Source organism: Marinifilum sp., assembly GCF_965230805.1.
Taxonomy (GTDB): Bacteria; Bacteroidota; Bacteroidia; order Bacteroidales; family Marinifilaceae; genus Marinifilum.
The window spans coordinates 4,624,590-4,648,584 of sequence record NZ_OZ246019.1 but is presented as its reverse complement, the minus strand read 5'-3'; the positions used below and the strand labels follow the sequence as shown (position 1 = coordinate 4,648,584).

13 protein-coding genes and 1 CRISPR repeat array (1 of these 14 running past the window's edge) are annotated in these 23,995 nt (G+C 35.1%); all 13 genes read left to right on the top strand.

The window, feature by feature from the left end; translation table 11 throughout:
* Positions 1 to 84: 84 nt before the first annotated feature.
* Positions 85 to 1,362 carry a hypothetical protein gene (locus tag ACO05S_RS18095; RefSeq protein ID WP_421919420.1) on the top strand — a complete coding sequence of 426 codons (1,278 nt, stop codon included), beginning with the start codon at positions 85 to 87 and terminating at the stop codon, positions 1,360 to 1,362.
* Between the two features lie 24 nt (positions 1,363 to 1,386).
* The gene (locus ACO05S_RS18090; RefSeq protein ID WP_421919419.1) at positions 1,387 to 3,711 is read left to right on the top strand and encodes an efflux RND transporter permease subunit; all 2,325 of its coding nucleotides are present in this window, start codon (positions 1,387 to 1,389) and stop codon (positions 3,709 to 3,711) included.
* 26 nt (positions 3,712 to 3,737) lie between these two features.
* Positions 3,738 to 4,526 carry an outer membrane lipoprotein-sorting protein gene (locus ACO05S_RS18085; protein ID WP_421919418.1) on the top strand — a complete coding sequence of 263 codons (789 nt, stop codon included), beginning with the start codon at positions 3,738 to 3,740 and terminating at the stop codon, positions 4,524 to 4,526.
* Positions 4,527 to 4,740: 214 nt separating this feature from the next.
* The gene (locus ACO05S_RS18080; protein ID WP_421919417.1) at positions 4,741 to 5,775 is read left to right on the top strand and encodes a methyltransferase family protein; all 1,035 of its coding nucleotides are present in this window, start codon (positions 4,741 to 4,743) and stop codon (positions 5,773 to 5,775) included.
* Between the two features lie 85 nt (positions 5,776 to 5,860).
* Complete coding sequence (locus tag ACO05S_RS18075) at positions 5,861 to 6,685, top strand: class I SAM-dependent methyltransferase (RefSeq protein ID WP_421919416.1); 825 nt, start codon at positions 5,861 to 5,863, stop codon at positions 6,683 to 6,685.
* Between the two features lie 231 nt (positions 6,686 to 6,916).
* On the top strand, positions 6,917 to 7,414 hold the full coding sequence (locus ACO05S_RS18070) for a flavodoxin (protein WP_421919415.1): 498 nt from the start codon (positions 6,917 to 6,919) through the stop codon (positions 7,412 to 7,414).
* Between the two features lie 194 nt (positions 7,415 to 7,608).
* Complete coding sequence (locus tag ACO05S_RS18065; RefSeq protein ID WP_421919414.1) at positions 7,609 to 7,821, top strand: hypothetical protein; 213 nt, start codon at positions 7,609 to 7,611, stop codon at positions 7,819 to 7,821.
* 292 nt (positions 7,822 to 8,113) lie between these two features.
* Positions 8,114 to 11,368: a tetratricopeptide repeat protein gene (locus ACO05S_RS18060; protein ID WP_421919413.1), complete on the top strand. Its 3,255-nt coding sequence runs from the start codon at positions 8,114 to 8,116 to the stop codon at positions 11,366 to 11,368.
* The gene (locus tag ACO05S_RS18055; RefSeq protein ID WP_421919412.1) at positions 11,365 to 13,293 is read left to right on the top strand and encodes a transglutaminase-like domain-containing protein; all 1,929 of its coding nucleotides are present in this window, start codon (positions 11,365 to 11,367) and stop codon (positions 13,291 to 13,293) included. The genes ACO05S_RS18060 and ACO05S_RS18055 overlap by 4 nt, the downstream gene beginning before the upstream one ends.
* Positions 13,294 to 13,305: 12 nt before the next feature.
* The gene (locus tag ACO05S_RS18050) at positions 13,306 to 15,261 is read left to right on the top strand and encodes a DUF3857 domain-containing protein (protein ID WP_421919411.1); all 1,956 of its coding nucleotides are present in this window, start codon (positions 13,306 to 13,308) and stop codon (positions 15,259 to 15,261) included.
* Positions 15,262 to 16,321: 1,060 nt separating this feature from the next.
* Positions 16,322 to 21,652, top strand: coding sequence for a type II CRISPR RNA-guided endonuclease Cas9 (gene cas9, locus ACO05S_RS18045; RefSeq protein WP_421919410.1), 5,331 nt, complete (start codon positions 16,322 to 16,324; stop codon positions 21,650 to 21,652).
* An 11-nt stretch (positions 21,653 to 21,663) separates the two neighbouring features.
* The gene (cas1, locus tag ACO05S_RS18040) at positions 21,664 to 22,590 is read left to right on the top strand and encodes a type II CRISPR-associated endonuclease Cas1 (protein ID WP_421919409.1); all 927 of its coding nucleotides are present in this window, start codon (positions 21,664 to 21,666) and stop codon (positions 22,588 to 22,590) included.
* Positions 22,559 to 22,897 (top strand): CRISPR-associated endonuclease Cas2, encoded by a 339-nt coding sequence (gene cas2 / locus ACO05S_RS18035; RefSeq protein ID WP_421919408.1) that lies wholly within the window; start codon positions 22,559 to 22,561, stop codon positions 22,895 to 22,897. The genes cas1 and cas2 overlap by 32 nt, the downstream gene beginning before the upstream one ends.
* 164 nt (positions 22,898 to 23,061) lie before the next feature.
* Positions 23,062 to 23,995: a CRISPR direct-repeat array (repeat unit 47 nt; unit sequence GTTGTTAGTCAACACATCAAAGATACATTCTGCAAGCAAATCACAAC); it runs 2,420 nt beyond the window's last position.

Below are 23,995 nucleotides of genomic sequence, written 5' to 3'. Positions count from 1 at the left end.
GGATATTTTTGATGTGTTTGCCACGCTACTTTTGATTCTGTAATTGACTTATTGCTGTAAGTCTTAAATCAATGAAAATTACGGATGAAAAAGTTGTTATTAATAATGTGTTTTCTGCTTCTTGCAGAATTGTTGTTTTCTCAATCTCTTTTCGAATCTTCTTTATCAAGTAATGGAGGATCGGATTTTGGTTTTCGATTAAATGGATATGTGCGTGCCGATGCTTATATGAGCGAAAAAGACTACCGTGCGTGTTATAGCGAGTTATCCTTACAGTTCGAAACCAATAAAGAGAATTTAGGCAGAGCTTACGCCGATTTCCGCATACAAAAAAGTTTGCTTAAGGAAGATCCCGATCAATACAATCTGCGCGAAGCATATGTAGACCTGTATTTGGGGAAAATAGACTTGCGAGTGGGTCAGCAAATTATTGTATGGGGACGAGCCGATGGTTTTAATCCAACCAATAATTTAAGCACCAATGATTTTGCGGTGTTTTCGCCCGAGGAAGACGACCGACGCATGTCGAATTTTATTTTATCAGCAACTTATAATGCTTACCCTTGGCGAATCAATGTAAATGTAATACCGGTTTATAAAGCCTCTAACATCCCTTTTCCGAAAGTAAATACCGAATCGATAAGCTGGCTGGCAAATTATTTCCCCGAAGAAACACTTCAGAACAGTGCTTTGGCCTTTAAATTGTCGTACGAAGAAGCCTCTTTCGATGCTTCTCTGTCGTTTTTTCGGGGATATCATAAAACTACAGGTTTAGATTATCAAATCAAGGAAAACCATCTCCATCTTTTTCAGCGGGCACACCTTTCTTATGTGCTTGGCGCTGATTTTTCGACAAACTTAGGCAAAATTGGCTTGCGAGGCGAGTTTGCTTTATCGCTTAACGAGGATAAAGAAGAAGAGGAGTTTTACATTCCCGAAGATCAATTGGAATATACACTTGGGGTTGATAAAGAATGGGGAAACTTTAGTTTGATTCTGCAATATGTTGGCAAATATGTGCCGGATGAAGTATGTAAAGCGTCTGATTTTAGCGATTCGAGAAAAGGTTTTATTTGCCAACAGAACAACTTGATGTTTGGGCAAACCGATAAATGGATCCATTCCGTATCGATGCGTCCTGCTATGGACTTGGCTCACGAAACACTGCAAATGGAAATACTAAGCCTTTACAATTTTACAACTCAGGAGTTATACTGCAAACCAATGATCGAGTATCTGCTAACCGATAACATTAGCACCTCAATAGGAGCTCAGCTCTACTTTGGCCCATCCGATTCGAGATACGATTATTTGGAACACAGCGCCAATGCAATTTTTTTGGAGTTTAAAGTGAATTTTTAATTAACTATATAATACAGTTGTCAGATGAATAAATTAGCTGATTTTACAATTAGGTATCGATGGATGATAATATTGGTTTTTCTGTTGATATCGGCCTTATTGGCATCTCAGATTAAAAAGGCGGAGCTAAATCCGGATATGCTAACCTATATGCCGGAAGATATGCCTTCGCGAGTTCAACAAGCAAAAATTGAGGATATATTTGGAGGAACCGAAATGATCGTGATTATTGTTGAACACGATGATATTATTTCTTCGCCTACTCTGAAAAGGGTGAAGCGATTGTCGGATAAAATGAAGCGTTTAAAAGGTGTGGATAAGGTAATGTCTCTTTTCGAAACCAAGCAGGTTCGCAATCAGGATGGAGCGATGATGGTAGACCCCGCTGTTCGTCTTTTGCCTCGCTCAGCAAAAGATGTGGAGAAAATAAAGACGGAGCTTAGCGAAAATGAATTGGTTTACGGAAGCGTTATTTCCGAGGACTTTAAAACCACTACCATAATTGGTTTGTTGGAACCTGATGTATCGGAGAAATATATCATTGGCGAGGTGAATAATATGCTTGCCCAATCCGAAGGACCCGAGAAGGTGTATTTGGGTGGCCCTCCATATACCAGATCAAATGTATCATCAAATATGATGAAAGATTTTGTAAGACTCCTTCCTTTAGGATTGCTACTGATGTTGATTTTTTTATACTTCTGTTTCAAACAGTTTCGTGGTGTATGGATTCCGTTTCTTGTTGTGTTGGTATCCATTTTTGCAGCCATGGGCTTACTGCCAATGCTGGGATGGAAAATTACTGCAATAACCATTCTGTTGCCCATTTTGCTAATTGCAGTTGCCAATGATTACGGTATACATATGATTGCCAAGTGGCAAGAGGATTTTAGAAGGGATGAAAAATTAAGCAGGGCTGATTTGATAAAAAATATGCTGTCGAGTTTAGGCACACCAATCGTGTTGGCAGGTATTACAACCATTGCCGGATTGCTTTGTCTTTTGGGACATATTTTGATTCCGGCTGAACAAATTGGCATATTGGCAGGCATAGGTATAGCCGTTGCATTGATAGCAAGTTTGGTATTGATACCTGCTTTAATAGCTGTTTTACCTACTCCAAAAAGAAAATCATACACAAAAAAAGCAAAGTCTTCGAATCAATTGCATAAGTTTTTAACCGCCATAGGAGCTGGTGTAGCCAAACATCCTAAGCGTGTAATTACAATAAGTAGTTTTGTAACGCTATGCGGAATAGTGGGTTTAACACTTATAGTGGTGAATACCGATCCCATAAAATATTTTGCAGATGATCATCCTGTTGTTAGCTCTGCCGACAAACTGAATTCTGATTTGGGTGGTTATTTTCCTTTGTCTATTGTTTTTAAAGGTGATATTAAAGAGCCTGAACTAATGAAGAAGATAGACAGGATTGAGAAAGAGGTTAAAAACATACCTACCGTAGGTGCAACAACTTCCATAGCCAAAGTTATGAGGCAAATCAGCAGAGCCATAAACGATCCCGAAGATGATTTGTATGATCGAATTCCTGATACATATAATGCAGTTGCACAATATTTAGAGTTGTACCTGATGAGTGGTGATCCCGATGATCTTGAAAAAATGATAGACTTCAATTTTGAACACGCCATGCTATTGTTAAGATTTACGAGTACGAGTACACCAAAGCTTCGCGAAGGAATTGCCGAGATTCAGAAAATTGTGGGAGACGACGCTGATGTGCAATACATAGGGGGGAATTCTGCGGTCTTTTCGGAGTTAGACCTGTGTGTGGTAAATGGTCAGTTGCTTTCGCTGGTTTGTGCCATTGCACTCGTGTTTATTCTATTAATGATTGTTTTCCGTTCATTGATGGCGGCAGTAATCTCAACGGTTCCTCTTCTGTTTTCAATTGTAGTTTTGTTTGGAATCATGGGATTCTCTCGCATCGACCTAAATATTGTTACAGCACTCTTGTCATCTATAATGATTGGTGTAGGCATCGATTATACCATACACTATATTTGGAAATACAGGTCGTTAAGGCTTAGAGGAGAAAGCCTTAAAGATGCAACTGTTATTACTCTTCAAACTACCGGACGAGGCATACTTTTTAATGCTCTTTCGGTTATCATTGGATTTTCAGCATTGTTGTTTTCAAGTTTTATGCCGGTAAAATTCTTTGGTGTATTGGTTATCATTACCATTTCGGCTTGTTTGTTGGCTTCTCTTGTTATTATTCCTGCCTTATGCATTATTATCCGACCAAGATTTTTAGAACCGGCAAAGCTTGCCATTACTCAATCCGAAAAGCCATTGGTTTTAATAGAAGAAGAGGAGTTGGTTTAAAATATAAATTGATAAAATAAAAAGATATGAAACGAATACCGATTACATTATTGCTTCTTGTGATGTTTTTTAATGCTGTTGTAGCACAAAAAATTAACGGCAAGCAGATTAAAGAAAAATCGATTGAAGCTACCCGTGTTAAGGGAACAGAGGGTTTGGCTACGATAACTACCATTAATGAAAATGGGCAAACGCGAATTCGTGAATTGGCTTCGATTACCAAGTTGTATGATGGCGGCAAAACCGAGAAAAAATTACTAAAGTTCTTGCAACCTGCCGATGTTAAAGGAACCGGCTTTTTAACCTTCGATTACAACAAAGAGGATGATGACAAGTGGATTTATATGCCGGCCCTAAGAAAAACCAGAAGAATTATCAATTCGGAAAATGCAAAAAGCTTTATGGGCACCGAATTTTCGTATGCTGATATGACTCTCCCAAATGTGGATGAATATCATTATAAAATGATAGGAGAGGAAAACATTTTAGGCCAGATCTGTTATGTGATAGAAGAAAGGCCAATTAACGAAGAGGTTGAGAATGAAAATGGCTTTTCGAAGAAGATTACTTATATCAACAAAGAAAATTTTGTAAGCATCAAATCTGTATACTTTGATTTGTATGGCGATAAGGAAAAAATTATGATTGTAAAAGAATACAAAGAGCTTGATAAAACCAATCATAAATATCGATTGACCAATATTGAGATCAAAAACATTCAAAATGGCAGAAAATCAACCAATGTGATTAAAGAAATAAAGTACAATCCGGGTTTACCTGATTCCTATTTTACAACCCGTTACATAGAAAGATAGTTGATATGTGGGAAGTGCTGCGGTTAGGATACCTTGTATCCGCATAGCCGTAGCACTTTATTTGTGCAGATAAGCATGATATAATCAACAAGTATTTAAGTATTTACAATCGATCAGCAAAGGGTAATACTGCTATAATATAATCAGAAATGAGGATTGTTAGATCATAGAATAAATGAGACATTAGCGCTGAAAACAATCAAATAAACCAGATATGACAACGAATACAGCAACACCAAAAACCGCTTACAGCGAGATTAATAACCTTGTTTATAGAAGCTATTTGCCAAATATTATCAGCGCGGCCATTGATATAGGAGTTTTTGATGAATTGCGCTACAAACCAATGTCGTGTGCCCAAATTACCGATGTTTGTGGTGCCGATGAGAGAATTATGGATGCATTACTTGAGGTACTGCTAGCTCTTACTTATTTGGAAAAAGATAAAAGTATCTACAAACTAAGTCCATTGGCAGATGAATTTCTTACACAAGCATCCGAATTCAACCAGTTGGGAGCAATTAAACAATTTACTACCCATAACGGGCCTTTGGCAAATTTAACAGAAGCATTAAAGGGGAATATCGTAGATTTTGATCAGCATGCCTGGAGCAACGAAAGTGCCATGCGAGGAATTGAACAGGGCACAAAAGCAGGAGCTTTGCAAAATGTGTTGGCCTTTGTTAAAGAAATACCCGAATTTAAAAGAGCAAAGAAAATGTGCGATTTTGCCGGTAATTCGGGTTACTATTCCTATGCTTTTTTAAACGAAAACCCCGATTTGCATGCTCATGTTTACGATTTGGAACAAGTTTGTAAGATTGCGCTTCAAATTAAAAAGGATGAAAAAAATTATAATCGTGTAAGCTACCATTCGTTTGATTTAATTAAAGGGGATGATTTTGGATGTGATTATGACTTTTTCTTTTCATCACATTTTTTATACAAATATGATACACCCGAAAGCCTTGCTTGTATATTAAAAAGAATTAATAAATCAATGAAAATAGGTGCCTTGTTTGTTTCCAATCACATTAGCGGAGGCATGAAAGGAGATCATCATTTAACGCTTTGTATTGTTGAGTTAATTACTCGAAGCATGGGATTTCCAACTCATTGTTTAAAAGAAGATATGCTTAGGAAGGCATTACTTGATACAGGATTTGAAATCATATCAACCAAAGCTCCCAACTACCGATTAGCGTATCCGGAACTTATTTTGGCTGCCAGAAAGATACAAGATGTATGAGCCCTCATTTAAAACCTAATGATGTTTCTGATGCGATTGGTATCATAAATCACAAGCTTATTCCCTTACTCCCAATAGAATTAAGATGGAAAAACTAAAAAATACTTTGCAAGATAATATTGCCGATACGCTTTACATTACGCTTTACATGAAAGCATTGGAAACCAAGAAAAAGGATCCGATTTTATATGATGAGAAAGCATGTGAAATGTATGAAGCCATCGATTACGACTTTTCAAAATACAATAAAGCAATTCGCAGTTCTGTGGGTGTAGTGGTACGATCCAATCATTTTGATGAACAGGTTCGTGATTTTATTAGCAGGAAGTTAAATCCTGTTGTGGTAATTCTGGGCTGTGGACTGGATGCACGCTACGAACGATTAAAAGATTGCAACAAGGATGCAATGTTTTATGAGTTGGATATTGCAGAAGTTATTCAATTTAGAAAAAAGCTATTGCCTGAATCCGAAAACAATAAGTACATCTCTTCATCGATGTTTGATACCGATTGGATGGACTATATTAAAGAAAAACACCCTAAAAATCCGATAATATTTATAATTGAAGGGGTAGTAATGTATTTCGATGAAAGTGACCTGAAAGAGTTTTATTTCAATTTGTCAGAACGATTTACAAAGAGTGAAATCCATTTTGACATTGTAAGCAAATGGTTATCTAAACACTCTCATAGGCATGATTCCCTAAAGCATAGTAAAGCAAAATTTGAATTTGGCTTAGATGATGATATGTTGATTGAAAGCTGGGGGCAAAATTTGTGTCATATCAAAACATATCTTTATTCCGACTTTCCGGGATGGAAAAAGGTAGGATTTATGATGGGTTTTATCATGTCTATTGTTCCTAGATTTAAATACGGGGGGCGAATTCTTCATTATACATTAAACTAAGCTCGATTTAAGTCTGCATTCTAAAAAGCCTTTAACAGAAGTATGAATATTAAAAACAGCTTCTTGGTGTGATACTGATATGCTATTATTCGATAATGTATATAATCACTTGGGTTCTTTTTAAAAATCATCATTTCTTAGGATTGTTTGCTTCTGATATGACCTTTAATTTTGAATTATTCTAAACAAAGAAGGACTCAATTCAAGTGTAACAAACTAAAACAATTAGGAGTGAGTAAAACAGCTATTATTTACGGTTCCACTACCGGGAATACAGAAAATGCTGCAAATCAACTAGCCGGTTTATTAAAAGCAGATGTATTTGATGTTTCTTCGAACCCATGTGATGCATTAAACCAATATGATAATCTTATTTTAGGGACTTCAACCTGGGGTGCCGGCGATTTGCAGGATGATTGGGAAGATTTTATCTCAGAGCTCGAAGTGGCAAATCTAAATGGAAAAGTAGTGGCAATTTTTGGCTTCGGTGATGCTTGCAGTAATCCGGATACCTTTGTTGATGGAATGGGAACCTTATACAAGATTGTGAAGAATAAAGCTTGTAAACTTATTGGATCGGTTGATACATATACTTATGATTTTGAGAAATCAAAAGCTGTAGTAGGCGGAAAATTTATTGGTTTGGCTCTTGATGAGGAAAACCAGGGAGATTTAACGGAAGATAGAATTAACAAGTGGGCTAAACAGATTATACCAGTTTTGCTGTGAAACGAGCATGATTAAAACAATTATTAAACACAGGATAATGATTATTTTGATCTTGTGGCTTCCATCTGGCAAAAGGCCAATAGAACGAGGCGTATTTCATGCTAATGCTGGTATTGGTAAAGAATTGAATTTATTTACGAATTATTAAATATTAGATCAATTCTTTAACTGCCACCAATAAAAACAAACAAAGAATGTTGGAACATCAAAAAATGGTATTGAATGCGGTTTCAGATGATTTAAACTTATTTAAAAGGGAATTAACCAAATCAATAAAATGGTTGAGTTCATCTGAACAAAGAGAGTTGTGCAAATGGGTAGAAGTAGAGCTATTTCAATCTCACAAAAGGATTGTTCAGGAGGTGTTTAATTCAAATCGAACTCCGGTTATTAACTCAGGTAATTAGACTGTTAAGAGTAGAAATAGCAAAACATGCTGTTTGCTGGGGGTCTTCCGTTTTGGAAGGCCTTTTTTTTTTGTGGGGTAGTACAGGATCTGCTTTATGCCATTCGGACACAGATGCTTATTTTTTTAGATAAAATCATTATGAATTAGCTTAAAAATCAATATTAATCTGGTTATCAAATATGTAAACTCAACTATTTAATTATTTTTATACAGATCGATATTATATGTAAGATGCTATAATACTAAAACATCAATCTTAATATGTCCATAATCATAAAGCTTTTACTCTCATGAAAAAAAATGTTCTATGTACTTTGTTTTTATTGTATGCACTATTTGCCTACAATCAGGAATACAACTCTTTCGAATTTATTAAGAAGGGAATTGCCCTATACGATGAGGGAAAATATTCCGAAGCAATTCAAATCTATAAAAAAGTTCATCCTGCCGATACCAACTACTTGCATATGATGAGTGAATTGGCGATGAGCTATATGATGAATAAAGAGTATGATAAGTCGATAGAAACATGCGAACAGGCATTGAGTGATGCAAGTGCTTATGAAAATCATATCATGAGAACCATGGCCACGGCATATGATGAAAAGGGAGATACGGATAAAGCAATTGAAATATATGCCAAGGCTTTGAACAAATATCCTTACGATTATTTATTACTCTATAATCTTGGAATAACTTATTATCGGGTAGAAAATTATTCAAAAGCGTTTGAATACTTTCAGAAGGCCTTAAAGTCTAATCCATTTCACACATCCAGCCATTTGATGCTGGGAAAAATTGCAGCTGCTCAGGGACAGTATAGCCATGCGTTTATGTCGCTGCAAACATTTCTTTTGCTCGAACCAAATTCAGATAGAAGCAACAAGGCATTGATTTGTTTGGAAAATCTGTCAAACAATTATATCGATACCAGCTATGTAGGAAAAAGAATTGATCCTTTTATTCCGAATGAACTGTTTGAGGACCTGGATCATTATTTTAGGGCAAAAATTGTTTTGAACTCTCGTTTTAAGCCTGCTTATGAGTTTAATGCTTCATTGGTAAAACAAACCCAATTGATTCTTGAAAAATTGCCATATGATACAAATGAGAAAGATTTTTGGGCAGAGTTTTACTTTCCATTTTATCAAAACACCAAAAACAATGGTTTTGTAAAAGAGTTGTTAAATACGGTATTGCGTTCTGCACGTCGCAAAAGCATTAATCAGTGGTCGAAGGACAATGAAAAATCTTTAAAGGAATTTTATGCAACTGGTAATTACCTGGGGCATTATAGAAGCTATAGATGGATTAATGATAGTACAAAAATAGCTTGTAAGCATAACGATTCGGGTACATTGGAATCTATTGGGAATTTAAATTCAGAAGGACAGGAAAGCGGAGAGTGGCAATATTATTTTCCGAATGGATGTTTGCAAGCAGTAGGTAAGTTTATCGATGGAAAGAAAGAAGGAGCATGGATCTACAACAATGTAAATGGCTATAAAGAAACTACTTGCTCATATGTTGATGGCAAGCTAAACGGAATTTATATGGATTTCGATTCATATGGAAACCAAAGAACTGCCATAAATTATCAAATGGGGGTGTTGGAAGGAGATGTAAAATTCTTGTTTCCCAACAAAATTATTGCAGAGCTCAATCATTATCAGAATGATATATTAGATGGACCGGGATACGCTCTTTATCCAACTGGTGATACTTTAGCCATATTTACCTACAAGAATAAAGAGGTGCATGGCGATTACAAGCGTTTTCATCCCAATGGCAACTTGTTTTATGCAGTTAAGTTTAACAACGGATTAAGAGTAGGCGGGTATACCGAATATTATTCAGACGGAAGCTTGTCGGTTACAGGAAAATATGTGGATGGTAAAGAAGATGGCACCTGGGAATATTATCACAAAAATGGTGTAAAGAAATCACAGATTCGTTACAAGGATGGTAAAAAAACCGGAGCGGTTAGTGAATTTGATAACCGAGGAAATATTTTATATCAGTACCAATGCAATGATAAAGGACAATTGAGTGGTGATTATTCAATTTATAAGAATGGGAAGATTCAAATCATTGAGAAGTTCAGAAATGATACCATTATTGCAAGTATTTCATTAAATGCCAAAGGAGATACGATCAAACAAAGTGGATCGGATGATGGAAGCTTTGCCTACGAAACTTATAGTCCTGATGGGCTGTTGGTAGCCAAAGGGCAATTTGTTAAAGGAAATAAAGACGGCGAGCGTTTCTCATACTATCGTAACGGAAAAGTTCAGGAATCATCGCATTTTAAGAATGGATTGTTAGAGGGGGAAGTGATTTTGTATTATAAAAATGGTAATATCCATTACAAAAAGAACTACTCCAATGGAAAGGAAAATGGTGCATACTTCGAATACCACAACAATGGAAATGTAAAAGTAAAAGGACAATTTGTTGATGGGAAAATGGATGGTTTGTGGATGAACTTTTATGTTGATGGCAGCTTGGAGCAAGAGAATTCATTTAAAAAGGGAGTGGCAACAGGATGGATGTGGAACTATGCCGTTGATGGAAAACCAATACTAAGAACCAAATTAGTTAAAGATGTTCCGGTAGAGATTTGTGAATACAATCAGAAAGGGAAAGTGATGAATTCACAAATTTTGCTCACCGCTAACAAACGCAAATTTATGAACTGCAACAATACCCTTGAAGGAGAATGCGAAATACAAGCAGGAAAGATGAATGGCAATTTAATATGGTACCATGCCGATGGGAGCAAATTTGTTGAGAAACATTTTGAAAATGACAATGCCTCGGGAGACTACCTCCGATATTATTTAAATGGAAAAATAGAAACCAAAGGTCAGTTGTTCGATGGATATCGAGAAGGAGAATGGAATGATTATTACGATGATGGTAAATTGGAGAGAACCTATCATTACATTGCAGATCAATTGGATTCTACCTACACTGTTTATTGGAAAAACGGACAGATAAAATCTCAATCGAACTACAAAAATGACCAGAAGCATGGCGATTTGTTTTATTACGATCCGGAAGGAAACTTAATGCTTAAAAAGATATATGTTGATGGTGAAATTTATGCCTGTCAGTACAACAAAAATGGAGCTTTGTGCGATACCATTTATCTTGAAAACGGGAGCGGAACAATAAAGGCCTATTACGACAATGGAAAGCCTAGTGTTGAATGCACATACAAAAATGGAAAGTTCGAGGGCAAACGAACTCACTTTTTCAGAAATGGAAAAGAGATATTGGTAATGGAATATGCCAATGGAGATAAAACAGGTGAAGAGATTCTGAGAGATATGAATGGAAATTTGAGAAGTAAAAATCATTACGCTCAGGATGAGAAAGAGGGTGAATGTTGCACTTATCGTACGAACGGAAAGCTTAAAAGACAAAAAACTTATAAGATGGGCGCTTTGTTCGGGCAATCTAAAAACTACAATGAAACGGGCGAGTTAACTAGTGTAGAGGAATATTGGAATGGTAAACTAATTGGCTACAAAGAACTATGATGACAAAGAAAAGCATTTTCATTCTTATGGCTTTATTGCCTTTATGCTTGCAGGCTCAATTCAAGTATGATTTAGACATCCTAAAGGAAAAATACAAGGCATACAATGCAGTTTTTTTGGAGAAGGAAGCTCATTTGCTATTGGATTTTAAAGAAGGAGAAGTAGTGGCTTCTCAAAATGTAAAGGAGCAAATTCTAATATTGAATCAGCATACCAAAGCCTTTTCGAATGACAATATCTTTTATTCCGGTTTTACTGGCGTTAGAGATATAAACGCAAAAACCTATGTACCTGCGGGAGAAAAATTCGACGAGTATGAAACCAATAATTTTAAAGAGACTCACGACATTTCGACTTCAATATTTTACGACGATTCCAAATTGATTCATTTTACCTATCCCAATGTGCAAAAGGGAGCTGTAACATCCTTGCAATATCATGTAGATTACAAGGATAAGCGTTTTTTTAGGAAGTTCTTCTTTCAATCTTTTATTCCTTGCATGCACTCAAAATTTGTGATCAAGTACCACAAGAATATCGTGATGGATTATCGTATGTTTCACGGCGAAAACCTGCCTTATGAATTTACGGAATATAAAAAAGGCAAGTACAAATACATGGTGTGGGAAGCGACAAAGCTTCCGGAGCTGAAAACAGGAAACGATAACTTTAATATTTTGTATTACTCACCTCATATCATACCTATTCTTAGTGAAGTTAAGTACAAGGGTGTTTCGAAATCATTCTATGGAAATATGAAGGACTTGTATGCTTTCTACTATTCTAATATTGAAGGTTTAAAAACTGAGTCGGCAGATCTAAAGGTATTTGTTGAAGAACTTTTAGAAGGAGTTGAAGGAGATGATGAAAAGGCAAAAACAATTCTTTATTGGGTTCAGGACAACATCAAATATGTTGCCTTTGAGGATGGGATGAGAGGTTTTGTGCCAAATTCTGCTGATAAGGTATTCGAAAAAAGATATGGCGACTGCAAAGACATGACCAGTATTATTAAAAGTATGATGGATTGTGCTGGTTTACCTTGTTACTACGCTTGGGTGGGAACACGAAATTTACCTTACTCTTACAAAGAATTGCCAACGATTCAGACCGACAATCATATGGTTGCTGCATACCTGAATCAAGATTCTTTAATTGTAATGGACGGAACCATTCGCCATCTGAAATTTGGTCAGGTTCCGGATCATATTCAGGGAAAAGATATTCTTTTGAGCATTAATAAGGATGAGTACAAGATTTTTAGACTCCCTGTGCTGCCGTATTACCAGAACCAAATCGTTGATTCAATTCAAATTCAAATTGATCAAAAAATGGTGAGTGGCAAAGGAAAACGTAGCCATGTAGGATACAACCGTATGGAATTGGCTTATGCTCTCTATGATCAGAATGAAGAACGTTTGAAGAAGAAGTTGAATAAGATCTTAAATAAGGGCAACAACAAGTGCACAGTTTCCAATTATGAAATCAGCCCACTTCAGGATCGTGAGAAATCCATAGATATCCACTACGAATTTCAGGTGGATGATTACATAAGATCCTACGAAGATGAGATTTATCTGAACTTGAATTTGCAGCGGGAGTATAAGAATTTTAAGGCAGATACAACTGTCTCTATTGCGCCAATTGGTAACGATTTTCATTTTACAAAAACTGATGTAACCAGTTTAGAAATACCCTCTGATTACGAGCTGAAATATCTCCCAAAAAACTCAAGTTACAGCAACAAACAATTCGGCTTTAACATTGTGTACAAAACGGAGGACAACAAGGTAATTCTGGAAAAGAGCATTAATTTTCAATTCTTAAACTTGCCAAAATCAGAATTTACCAATTGGAATAAAATGATTAAACAACTGAATAAAGCTTACAGGGAAACCATTGTTCTGAAACATCAAGAAAATTAAAGCATTACTATTATGAAAGCACATTATATCACAATTTGCCTTGTTTTTAGCCAACTGATGGCTTTGGCACAAATCGCACCTAGTGAATATTCTTGGGAGAAGAATCCAACATATTCGAACATATCAGATGAATTTACCAATGAAGATCGTGTTGCACTCTATGTATTCGAACGTTACGAATATTTCCATAACGAGGAGGGAAACCTTTTTGTATTTCAAACCATTCACAAGAAATTTAGAGCTTTAAATCACAAGGCAGTGAATCAGCTCAATACTTTATCTATCGAAATAGGGAATGGGGTTGAACTGTTGGATATTAAAGCCAGAACCATTAATGAAAATGGCAAAGTGGTTGATTTCGATAAAAGTAGTATTAAAGAGGTAACCGACGATGAAAGTCGCGATAATTATAAAATCTTTGCCATTGATGGAATAGAAGTAGGCAATGACATTGAGTACATCATAAGCAAAAAGATTCCTTCGGATTATTTCGGACGAACTTACTTTCAGTATGCCTACCCCGTATTGAAAGCCAAATGGGAACTAAGTTCTCCGACTACATTGCTTTACGATACAAAAGCTTACAATGCACCAATACAACTAAAGAGTGAACTGGGAGAGAAACGCAACATTTATACGGCAGAAATGAATCATATTCCTGCTCTTAAGGAAGAGAAATATGCATTTGTAAATCCTCGAAGAGCACGCATTGAATTTCGGTTGGCCTACAATAAGGGACAAGGGAACTTTCCCATATTAACATGGGATAATGTGGCTCAACGCATTTATGAGAACAATTATATACTACAAGCAAAAGATTATGAGGTATTGGATAAGATGATTGCTAACATCGATGTATCTTCTAACAATTTGGAAGATAAAATCGCAAGCATTGAAGAGTACCTTAAAAAGAACATCTTAATTCAGGAATTTCACCACCCCGATTTTGAGGATCTGGAGTTTGTTTCCAAAAATAAGGTTAGCAGCGAAAGAGGAATTCTGAAGTTGTATGTTAATTTGTTTAAGAAATTAGGCATACAGCACAATATTGTTGTGGCATCCGATCGCGATGTTTTTCCTTTGGACAAAGACTTTAGTTCGTGGGATTATTTGCGCAAGTATTTGATTTATCTACCTGCAATAGACAAATATATTGCTCCGGGAAACTTTGAATATCGATTGGGCGTTTTTCCTCCATTGCTTGGTGCAACCAATGGCTTATTTGTTCATTTGGTTCAGGTGGGCGATTTTGAGTCGGCAGTGGCGCATATAAAGGAGATAAAAGCATTGGACTACCACGATAATTACGACCACATGTTTATTAAAATGGATCTGAATGTAGATGAGGGGACCACTCATATCATTACCGAGCGTTGCTTTAAGGGTTTAAGCGGAGGTTACTTTAAGCAATTTTACAACATGATGGATGAAAAGGCCAAGGCCGAATTCATAAAGAATATCATGGCTTCCAAATTTGGAAAGCCCGAGTATAAGGAAATGACTACCCATGAAAAATCGAAACATGAACAGGCCAAGGATGCAGAATTTATTATTTATGCTGATGTGGAATCGGAAGACTTTATGGAGATGGCAGGAAATAAAATATTGGTGAATATTGGTGAGAGTATTGGTCCCCAAACTGAAATGTACCAGGAAGAAGAGCGCAAGGCCGATGTTGTAAATGATTTTAAACGTTGGTATATAAGAACCATACATTTTACCATTCCCAAAGATTTCAGTATATCAAATCCCGAAGTTGCAGATCTAAATGTTTCGCACGAAATGAATGGAGAAAGCGTATTTAAATTTGAATCAAAACATCGTATCGAGGGAAATCAGTACATCGTAGAGATTGATGAGTTTTACGACGAAATCTATACCGATAAAAAATACTTTGAGGCATTTAGAAAAGTGGTTAACGCTGCCGCTGATTTTAATAAAGTGGTATTGATCTTAGAAGAGAAATAAAAAGTTCTGTAAGTTGGTGTAAGTTCTTGTTTTCACACAGAAAACAGATTGTTTTTTGATACATCGCTAGTCCTGATTTGCAATCAGGGCTTTTGGAGTTTAGTATTTTAATCCGAAAAATTTAGCTCTGTAAAAGAGATCCACAAATACACATAAAACTTATAATGGGAATGGGTTTGGTGTCTTAAACAGGGGGTTGCTGCTTAGTGTTTCATTTTAAAGATGTCAGAGCTAGTGTGAAGAGTGTTAATAAAACGAATTAAAGTTTTTGAAAATATTTTTCTTTTTACAAGGCAAGGTTTACAGGCATAGCCGTAGCTACGGCGAAAAAGCTTAACGCAGTAGAAAGGAAAATAGGTCAAAAAATTAGTTCGGGGAATTAGCATTCTTTACACTAGCGCCCCTCTTCTTCTGCCATAGCTTATTTTTCTACTAAGATATTATGGCTAACGCCCCTTTCTGTCCTTAGAGATTTGTATTTCTTCAATTGATTGGGATTATTATTGGCATTTTTCATTCAGAAAACAGATTGTTTTTTGATACATCGCTAGTCCTGATTTGCAATCAGGGCTTTTGGAGTTAAGGATTTTAATCCGAAAAATTTAGCTCTGCAAAAGAGATCCACAAATACACACAAAACTTATATTGGGAATGGGTTCGGCGTCTTAAACAGGGGGTTGCTGCTGAAAGGTTTGATTATATCGAATTTTGGTTTGTAGTGTTAGCAGCCGGAATCAGGATACGGGCTAAATAACAAAAAAGAATACTGTTTAGCGTAGCTTATTTTTTCATATCTTTACATATTGTTTGTTTTATATGAATATAAACACTACTTAAATTAATGACTGACACTTCTTACCATTATATTGATTTTCTGCAAGAAACGGCTTGGTTAATTGTTATGACAGCCTACAACCGAGAAATTAGGGTAAAAAATACAGACACAAAAAAAGCGACAAATGCCGCTTTAAATGTTTTCACAACGGAATAATCCTTATTGTGATTTGCTTACAGAATGTGGATCAAAAATAGAAACAATAAATATAAAATACAAGAGAGTATGAAAAAAAACATATTAGGATTGGATCTAGGTACCAATTCGATTGGATGGGCATTAGTTGAAATAGATCATGATAATGGAAAATTAGGAATTATTGGATTAGGTTCACGAATATTGCCTATGGATGCCGGAGAAATTAATGACTTCGAAAGTCAAGGAAAGATTAAGAGTTCAGCAGCATTAAGAACTGAAAGAAGGGGAATAAGAAGACTAAATGAACGATATCTACTCCGTAGAGACAGACTTCATTTGGTCTTGAATCTATTGGACTCATTGCCCGAGCACTACAAGTTAGATATAAATTTTACAAATTCTTCCAATAAGAGATGTGGACAATTTAAATTATTTAAAGAGCCAAAAATAGCTTATGATACAGGAAAAAATAAAAAAAGAAACTTTCTATTTAAGGATAGTTATCAAGAAATGCTTGATGAAATTGGCATGGAAAATCAGAAAGGAAAACGAATACCTTATGATTGGACACTCTACTATTTAAGACAAAAAGCTCTCTCTGAAAAGATCTCTTTAGAAGAATTAGCATGGGTTTTATTAAGCTATAACCAAAAAAGGGGTTATGAAAAAATAGAAGTCGAAGATAAATCGACTAAAGACAATGAAATTATCGAGGAACTTGATTTACATGTAACTCATGTTGAAAGGAAAATTGATAATAATGGGAGTACATATTTTGACATTACTCTTGATGGTGCGATTTCATTTAAATATAAAGAATATACTGAAACTCAATTTACATTTACCGGTGATATAAAAGAAGTAATAAAAACATCGAAGGTTGATATTGAAGGTAATATTAAAGATAAAGAAGTAGAATTTACTGTTATTGATATTTTTAATTTACAGATAACAGATGTAAAATATCAAAAGGAAGATGGAAAACACAATTTTAGTATTATTTACGATAATGGTTGGATAGAAGTAAAACCACCGAAAAAGAACTTTACAAATAAATATTTTAGTGCAAAAGGTAAAAGTTATGATTATATAATTGAAACAAAGTATACACATCAGGGAGAAATAAAGAAAGTTAAGGGTAAAGAAAGAAAATTTAGAGAGCCGGATTTTAGTGATAATTCTAGTGATTGGACCTTATTAAAAAAGAAAACCGAGAAAGAAGCTCTTACTTTTAATTATAAAGAAACAGGAGAAGCGAATAAATTTATCTCACCGAAGATTTATAGTGTACTTAAGCAAGATGCTCAAACGGGTAAGCGCACGAAGATTATTGGTGGTATGTTCCAGGTATTAGATCGTGAATTCTATCGTCAAGAACTTAAGCAAATTATTAGTACCCAAAGAAAATTTCATGATACTTTAAGGGATAAAGATATTTTTGAAAAATGTGTAAGAATGTTATATCCTAATAATGATTCACATGCTAAATCTTTATTAAATAACAAAGAAGCGATACAACATTTACTTGTAGAAGATATCCTTTTATATCAACGTCCACTAAAAAGTAAGAAGTCAGAAATTTCGAATTGTAAATATGAGGTTCGATACTGGAAAGAAACAGTTGATAAGAATTCTGGTGAGATTAATTATATCCCTATGTATCGAAAGGTAGCTCCTACTACTCATCCCTTATTTCAAGAGTATAGAATTTGGGATAAAATACACAGTTTAAAACTTATCCAATTAGAACAAAAGAATAAAGATACGGGAACAATTGCTACAAATGTTGATATCACAAATGAATATTTTAACGAAGAAATATATCAGGAGCTTTATGAAGAATTTAATAAATGCAAATCAATAAATCAAAATCAATTTCTTAGCTTTTGTAAAAGGAAATTTAAGATTGATTACAAATCAAAAAACAGCAACTATGTTTGGAATTTCCTGGAAGATGAAGAGTTAAAAGGAAATCAAACACGAGTTAGTTTTGTTACCAGATTTAGGCGATGTGGATTTACTGATTATGAAGTTTTTTTGACTAAAGAAAAAGAGGTAAAATTATGGCATTATCTCTATTCAGTAAATTATAAGGAAAGAGTTGCCAATGACAATAAAAGCATAAAAACATTTTTCGAAGGTTACTTTGAAGAATGGGATATCAGCGAAGAAGTAAAGAATAATATCATTAAGGACTTTGCTAATTATCCGAAATTTTCATCCCAATATTGTGCGTTCTCAGAAAAATCATTGAAGAAATTTATCCCATATCTTAGAATGGGAAGCTGCATGAAAACTGATTATTGGGTAAATGAGAATTGGTTTGTTCAATGGAAAGAACAACAAGAAGCCAGAAAACAAGAAATACTTGACAAAGTAAAAAAAATAGACTTTAGTTCTGGAAACATTAATTACGATGATGTAATTGAAATTGCTCCTAAAAATAATAAGTTACCTTTCCCGAAAGGTTTATTTAATGCATTTAGAGGTTTTTCAAATATTACAGATTTCCAAAAATTGAATTTAAGCCAAGCTTCATATTTAATTTATGGACGCCATTCTGAATTGGCACAAGCAAAACATTGGAATTCTCCAGAGGACATAAGGAATGAGTTGCATAAAGAACTTAAGCAACATTCATTGAACAATCCAATTGCTGAAAAAGTTTTGTTGGAGATGATGCAGGTAGTTGCTGATATTTGGGAATATCATGGTGACAGTGAAAAGAATTACTTTTCTGAAATTCATGTAGAAGTAGGTAGAGAGCTTAAAAAATCAGCAAAAGAAAAAAAGAGGGATACAGACAATCAAAAAATTAATAGAGAGCAAAATAAACGATTAAGACAAGTGTTAGAGGAGTTTCTCTGTTGTGAACCATACAATGCAAGCCCCAAAAATAAGGATCATTTTGAGCGTTTAAAGATTGTTGAAGATTCTGTTTTAAATCAGCATCAATATAAAAAGAAAGCCGAAAAAGATGAAATTGATAAGGTTCTTAGGAATCCTATTACAAAAGAAACTTTTGAAAAATATAAACTCTGGATAGAACAAGGATATAAATCTCCATACACTAACAAAACTATTAGTATGACTGATTTGTTTGATGGGAAAAAGTACAACATTGACCACATTTTTCCCCGAGCCTCTGTTACGAACAATTCATTAAGTAATAAAGTTGTATGTGAATTTGAGATTAATAAAGAAAAGAGTAATAAAACTGGTCGGGAATTCATAAATAATCCAGGAAAAAGAGAAATATACTGTTCTGCACATAATGAAAAAGTTAGGGTTATTTCTGATGACGAATACGTAGCAACAGTATTGAAACAATTCTCTGGTAATAAAAAACATATCCTTCTCTCCAGAGAGATTCCCAAAAGTTTTACCAATAGTCAACTAAATAATGCAAGGCATATTGCACGTAAAGCAATGGAGCTGTTGAGTCATATTGTAAGAGCTAAAGGTGAACTTGAATTCTGTTCGAGAAATGTTCTGCCAGTAACAGGAAGAATAACTTCAGATCTTAAAAAAGCCTGGCAACTAAATGAGGTATGGACAGAGTTGGTTTCTTCAAGGTTTATTAGAATGAATGAGCTTACTAAATCAAATTTATTTGGTCAAGTACAGTTAGCTAAAACCGGGAAAGAGTTCTTTAATTGTAACTTAAACAAAACAATAAGAGAAAAAGACGAATCCTATGATATAAAACGTATAGATCATCGTCATCACGCTTTGGATGCTTTAATTGTAGCTTTATGTACAAGAGGACATGTGAATTATATGAATAATATTAATTCAAAAATTCACTTAAAAGATATTGGAAAGCAGAAACAGTTAGAAGCTTATCGTCTTACGATGAAAAGAAATATCATGTATTCTTCTCCAAATAAAGAGAACCCAAAGGATAATGATTGGTACTTTATGCGACCTGGTGAAAAAAGAAAGCCTGATGCTATTGATTCAAGAGAAAATACAGTCTTAAAGAAAGATTATTTCTATGGAGAAATTGAGTATCACGGAAACTGGAAGACAATGGTATTAGATGCGTTGCAGAATACTATCGTTACTTTTAAGCAAAACCTTAGAGTGATAAACAAAACTGTAAATCATTATAAAGATTCTAATAATCAAACAAGCAAACAAAATACAGATAATGGACAAAAATACAATTGGGCAATTAGAAGAAGTCTGGGAAAGGATACTTTTTATGGTAAGAAAACTATAAAAGGTTCAGAAAAAATAGTGGTTAGAAAAAAACTCGACTCTTCATTTAATAGAAAAAAGATTAAAACGATAACCGATTCTGGTATTCGGAAGATTTTAATAAGACATCTGGAAAGGTTCGATACTCTAGAACTTCCTTTTACACAAGCTATAAACTATATTGATGCTTCAATTGAAAGGACTGAAATTTGTTCTATTGTTGAAGATCCGGAAAATAACTTTAGTTCTCTTGATGATTTTGTTACATACTTAGAAAGCAATAAGTATAAATTTAATAAAACGGATTATTCTAAATTGAATATTTTCATCGATAAAATGCAAGATCCAAATTTGGTTCGAACTAATACAAAAAGTTCAGATATAACGGAACATCCTGAGTTTGCCTTTACACCAGAAGAAATAGAAGTATTAAATCAACCAGAAATTCTTAGAGGACTAAATAAAGGGAAAGCACATGCTCCAATTAAAAAAGTAAGAATATCAGAAGGTTTTGGCAAACAAAGACAAGTTTGTGAAGAAGATTATGGATCTAAAGATTACATAAAGAACGAGCAATATATAAAAACTGATGCTGGTTCAAATTTGTATTTAGGATTTTATAAAGGAACTTATAAGGATAGAAAAGGAGAAGAAGTTACGGTTCGTAAAATTGAGGATATTTCGTTGATGCTATTGATTGATGAGTTAAAATGTGATAAGGATAAAAGGTTAAATCCATTCGCATCTAGAATCTATGATAGCTCAAAAGATATGGAGTATAAATGGTTGTTTACTATTTCTCCATTGGATTTGGTGTATGTTCCTACTCAGGAAGAAATTGAACATCCTCATTTAGTTGATCACCATAATTTATCTAAAGAACAAATAAGTCGTGTTTATAAATTTGTAGATGGTGGTGGTGGTATAGCTAACTTTGTTCCTTATGCAGTAGCAAAACCAATATGGAAGTTTCATGAAAATAAGAAGAAAAAGGAAATCTATGAGGAATTGTTAGAAAATAACATATTGCAAATCTCAGAAGATGAACTGATAAAAGATGAGTTTGGTTTTGGTAGTCAACAAACAAAGAATCAAAATATGATTGATGGTAAAACTCAAATAAAAGCAATTTGTTGGAAGCTCGAAGTAGATCGTTTAGGAAATATTACAAAAGTTATAAAGCATAGTAATGTAGAAATGTATTCAGAATCTTAAAAGTAAATACCATGATCAAACGCACTTTGTACTTTGGAAATCCTGCTTATCTACGTAGGCAAGACAAACAATTGAAGGTATTGAAACCAGAACAAAGAAAGGAGGTAGCCAGCATTCCCATTGAAGATATTGGGGTGGTGGTCTTGGATCATCCGCAAGTTACTTTGAGTCAGGCTTTGTTATCGGAATTGGTACTAAACAATGTGGCGGTTTTATCCTGCGATGAGAAACATCATCCGGTTGGCTTGTTGATGCCTTTGGCGGGGAACTCTTTGCAAAGTGAGCGTTTTAGAATTCAGATTGCAGCATCTGAGCCATTAAAAAAGAATTTGTGGGCTCAGACGGTTGCAGCCAAGCTGACCAATCAGGCAGAGATATTGGAACAAATGGGAAAGGATGCCAAGCCTTTGCATGCCTTGATTCCGCAAATAAAATCGGGCGACTCGGACAATGTAGAAGGCCGTGCTGCCAGGGTGTATTGGGATTTGCTCTTGGGCGATGTGGCTTTTGTGAGGGAGCGTTACGGAAATGCTCCCAACTCCCAGTTGAACTATGCCTATGCTTTAATTCGTGCTGCAGTAGCTCGTGCTTTGGTAAGTAGCGGAATGTTGCCTACTCTGGGTATTTTTCATCGTAACAAATACAATGCTTATTGTTTGGCCGATGATATAATGGAACCTTATCGTCCGTTTTGCGATCAGTTGGTGCTGCCCATGTATTATAATGGTGAATTTACATCAGAAGATTTAAGCAGCAATCAGAAGGCTAAATTATTGAGTGTATTAACCTGCGATGTATTGATTGGAGGGAAGAAAAGCCCGTTGATGAATGCCATTAGCCGAACTACCAATTCTCTATTTGAATGTTTTGCCAGAGAACGACGTAAAATACTGTATCCCGATTTTTATGAGTCACGAAGCTTTAAGCCAATATCGTAGCATGTGGGTGTTGGTATTTTTCGATTTGCCTACCGATACCAAAAAGGAGAGGAGGGCTGCAAGCCGATTTCGAAAGGAATTGTTGAAAGATGGTTTTACCATGTTTCAGTTTTCGATTTACATGCGAACCTGCCCCAGCCGCGAAAATGCCGATGTGCATGCCAAACGAGTGAAGTACTTGTTGCCCGAACATGGGCATGTTGGTATATTAAAGATTACCGATAAGCAATTTGCTGCAATGGAATTGTTTTATAGCCGACAAGAAGCTGAAAAGCCTGAAGTGGTGCAACAATTACAGCTTTTTTAATATTGTCATTGCGAGGACAAAGGACGAAGCAATCTGTCGATTTTTGCAGTACTTAGAATTCAAAAAATACCCATAACAAGAAAACCCGAAGCTAAAAAGCCTTGGGTTTTTCATTTCTGATGTGTTCTACAACTTTCTTATTGTGAGATACTTTCCCTTGATAGGTTGTTAGTCAACACATCAAAGATACATTCTGCAAGCAAATCACAACAGATAATCCGGGTCATCAGATACTTTGAATGTTGTTAGTCAACACATCAAAGATACATTCTGCAAGCAAATCACAACAGAGATGAATAAGGTTCATAAGAAATTCATGTTGTTAGTCAACACATCAAAGATACATTCTGCAAGCAAATCACAACCTGGATTAAATATTCTAGCAACGGCTCCAAGTTGTTAGTCAACACATCAAAGATACATTCTGCAAGCAAATCACAACATTCGAGCAAGGAGTAGTTGGAAAGCTTGAGTTGTTAGTCAACACATCAAAGATACATTCTGCAAGCAAATCACAACCGGTGTTCTGTTGCTAGAATATTGTTATTAGTTGTTAGTCAACACATCAAAGATACATTCTGCAAGCAAATCACAACGCACAATCAAAAATCATGTCGGCGGTTAATGTTGTTAGTCAACACATCAAAGATACATTCTGCAAGCAAATCACAACGAGTTCCGTATATTTTAATCTCTGGCTGTTGTTGTTAGTCAACACATCAAAGATACATTCTGCAAGCAAATCACAACGGATGCAGCAGAAGATATAATAATTGAAGAGTTGTTAGTCAACACATCAAAGATACATTCTGCAAGCAAATCACAACTGAAACTTTATTTGATATACAGATAGTTTGGTTGTTAGTCAACACATCAAAGATACATTCTGCAAGCAAATCACAACAGTGCGGATGCTCGCAGACAAGAATGGGAAGTTGTTAGTCAACACATCAAAGATACATTCTGCAAGCAAATCACAACAATCTGAGCTCCAAAACCCTGCAATATAGTGTTGTTAGTCAACACATCAAAGATACATTCTGCAAGCAAATCACAACTGAACCTGAGCTTTAGCACCCATAAATCTGTTGTTAGTCA

Excerpts from the sequence above, each read along its gene's own strand:
- ACO05S_RS18095 (WP_421919420.1), top strand. The coding sequence starts at position 85 with ATGAAAAAGTTGTTATTAATAATGTGTTTTCTGCTTCTTGCAGAATTG.
- ACO05S_RS18090 (WP_421919419.1), top strand. The coding sequence starts at position 1,387 with ATGAATAAATTAGCTGATTTTACAATTAGGTATCGATGGATGATAATA.
- ACO05S_RS18085 (WP_421919418.1), top strand. The coding sequence starts at position 3,738 with ATGAAACGAATACCGATTACATTATTGCTTCTTGTGATGTTTTTTAAT.
- ACO05S_RS18080 (WP_421919417.1), top strand. The coding sequence starts at position 4,741 with ATGACAACGAATACAGCAACACCAAAAACCGCTTACAGCGAGATTAAT.
- ACO05S_RS18075 (WP_421919416.1), top strand. The coding sequence starts at position 5,861 with ATGGAAAAACTAAAAAATACTTTGCAAGATAATATTGCCGATACGCTT.
- ACO05S_RS18065 (WP_421919414.1), top strand. The coding sequence starts at position 7,609 with ATGTTGGAACATCAAAAAATGGTATTGAATGCGGTTTCAGATGATTTA.
- ACO05S_RS18060 (WP_421919413.1), top strand. The coding sequence starts at position 8,114 with ATGAAAAAAAATGTTCTATGTACTTTGTTTTTATTGTATGCACTATTT.
- ACO05S_RS18055 (WP_421919412.1), top strand. The coding sequence starts at position 11,365 with ATGATGACAAAGAAAAGCATTTTCATTCTTATGGCTTTATTGCCTTTA.
- ACO05S_RS18050 (WP_421919411.1), top strand. The coding sequence starts at position 13,306 with ATGAAAGCACATTATATCACAATTTGCCTTGTTTTTAGCCAACTGATG.
- cas9 (WP_421919410.1), top strand. The coding sequence starts at position 16,322 with ATGAAAAAAAACATATTAGGATTGGATCTAGGTACCAATTCGATTGGA.
- cas1 (WP_421919409.1), top strand. The coding sequence starts at position 21,664 with ATGATCAAACGCACTTTGTACTTTGGAAATCCTGCTTATCTACGTAGG.
- cas2 (WP_421919408.1), top strand. The coding sequence starts at position 22,559 with ATGAGTCACGAAGCTTTAAGCCAATATCGTAGCATGTGGGTGTTGGTA.